Source organism: Roseateles sp. P5_B10 (assembly GCF_056400485.1).
In genome coordinates this window covers 1-1688 of the sequence record NZ_JBFULE010001003.1, presented here as the reverse complement: position 1 = coordinate 1688, position 1688 = coordinate 1, and the positions used below count along the sequence as shown (strand labels likewise).

Annotated in this window: 3 protein-coding genes; 1 reads left to right on the top strand and 2 read right to left on the bottom strand. The window is 66.8% G+C overall.

Annotated elements, in window-relative coordinates; all coding sequences use genetic code 11:
- The coding region (locus AC1DU6_RS30185) for a cytochrome b/b6 domain-containing protein (protein WP_477861729.1) at nt 1–242 on the bottom strand (242 nt) is incomplete at its 3' end.
- Nucleotides 217–708 carry a rhodanese-like domain-containing protein gene (locus tag AC1DU6_RS30180; RefSeq protein WP_457322629.1) on the bottom strand — a complete coding sequence of 164 codons (492 nt, stop codon included), beginning with the start codon at nt 706–708 and terminating at the stop codon, nt 217–219. The genes AC1DU6_RS30180 and AC1DU6_RS30185, both read right to left, overlap by 26 nt.
- Nucleotides 709–1043: 335 nt before the next feature.
- On the opposite strand from AC1DU6_RS30180, the gene AC1DU6_RS30175 reads away from it, so the two are divergent.
- Nucleotides 1044–1688, top strand: a 645-nt coding sequence (locus AC1DU6_RS30175; RefSeq protein WP_477861727.1) for a TonB-dependent receptor plug domain-containing protein, incomplete at its 3' end; no start/stop codon positions are given.

The following is a 1688-nucleotide window of genomic DNA, read 5'->3' as shown; positions in this document are numbered from 1 at the left end:
GGCCAGAACTGCGCGAAGCGTGCATAGCGCGTGCCCCACAGCCCCCAGCCGAGGCGAAACACCAGCAGGGCCGCAATGGCCTGGCCAGCACGGGCATGCCAGCTCATCCAGGCGCCACCGGCAAGACCGGTCGCTATAGCCACCGACACCAGGCTCACCAGGGCCCAATGGAAGACGCGCAGCGGCAGGTCCCAGACCGGGACCTCGCCCGTGCCTTCAGGGCTGGCGAGCTGCGGCGACATCGGTGCTTCCGGCAGCCGCCTGTGCGCGTGGCGCCGGGGGCTGGATATGGGCGACGGCCTTGCCGCCTTCCTGCTCGTAGTCCTCGCTGCCGGTGGCGCCGGCGATCTTGTAGCCCCGCTCGGCCAGCAGGTCGCCGGCACGGCCGGCACGCACGGCGTGGTTGGACACGGTCAGGATGGCGCGATCCCTGGGCAGATAGGCCAGGTGCTTTTCGAGATCCTTGTTCTGGATGTTGAGGAAGGCCGGGAAGCTGCCGTACTTGATCAGCTCGTCGGGGCGGCGCAGGTCCAGCACCAGCAGCTTGTCCGGCTGGGCCAGCAGGGCGTCGACCTCGGCCGCCTTCAGGCGCGGGGTCTTGTATTTCCATTCGGCGGCTGCGGCCGGCGCTGAAGCGGCCGTCTGGGCGTGAGCGACGGCGGTCAGGCTAAGCAGAGCGCCAACGGCCAGTGCGTGCAGTGTTTTCATGATGAGGTCAAAGGAGTGGCAGACCTCGCCCACAGCGCAGCTTCCGTGCCAGAACGCAAACAAGCCACAGAGACACGGAGACACAGAGGACAGGCATGAATTTCTCTGTGCCTCTGTGCCTCTGTGGCTGTGTTCCAGGCCGCACGATTTGCTGACCTGCTGTTCAACAAGCAACAGCACCCACTGCGCGATCACACGCACGACTCGCAACGGGGCCATGAAAACCGCCAAAACGCCGCCTACCAACGCGAAGCGCAATTGCTTAGACGCCCAGCGTATTGGGCACGCTCCCTGCAATGAAGTGACCGACCCCGCCCTATCGATCACTCCATTCCATGACGACCCAACATCGCTTTCGCCCGCATCCACTGACCGCGCTGATCGCCGCCCTCGCTGCTGGCAGTGCCCTCGCCCAGGAAGCCGCCGCGCCCGCGCCGGCCGAGGACAACACCCAGGCCCTCGGGGCCGTCACCGTGCGCAGCCGCAACCGCATCGAGAAGCTGCAGGACGTGCCGCTGTCCATCTCCGTCATCCAGGGCGCCGAGCTGGACCGCCTCGGTTCGGTCGGCATCGACGACATCACCAAGCGCGCCGCCAACGTCAGCTGGAACCTCGGCAACCAGCGCACCAGCAGCATCTCCATCCGCGGCATCGGCAAGATCGGCCAGACCGAGGCCCAGGACCCGAGCGTGGGCATCATCGTGGATGGCGTTTCCTATGCCTACAACGCGCTGACGTCGAGCTTCGACTTCGTCGACATCGACACCGTCGAGGTCACGCGCGGGCCGCAGGGCACGCTGCTGGGCAAGAACGCCAGCGTCGGCAACATCATCTTCACGACCAAGCGCCCGAGCTTCACGCCGACGGCCGACTTCACGCTGGGCTTCCGGCAGCGCGACGGTTTGTTCGCCACCGCGGCCGTCGGCGGCCCCATCGTCGATGGCCTCATCGCCTGGCGCGGCACCTTCTCCGCCAACAAG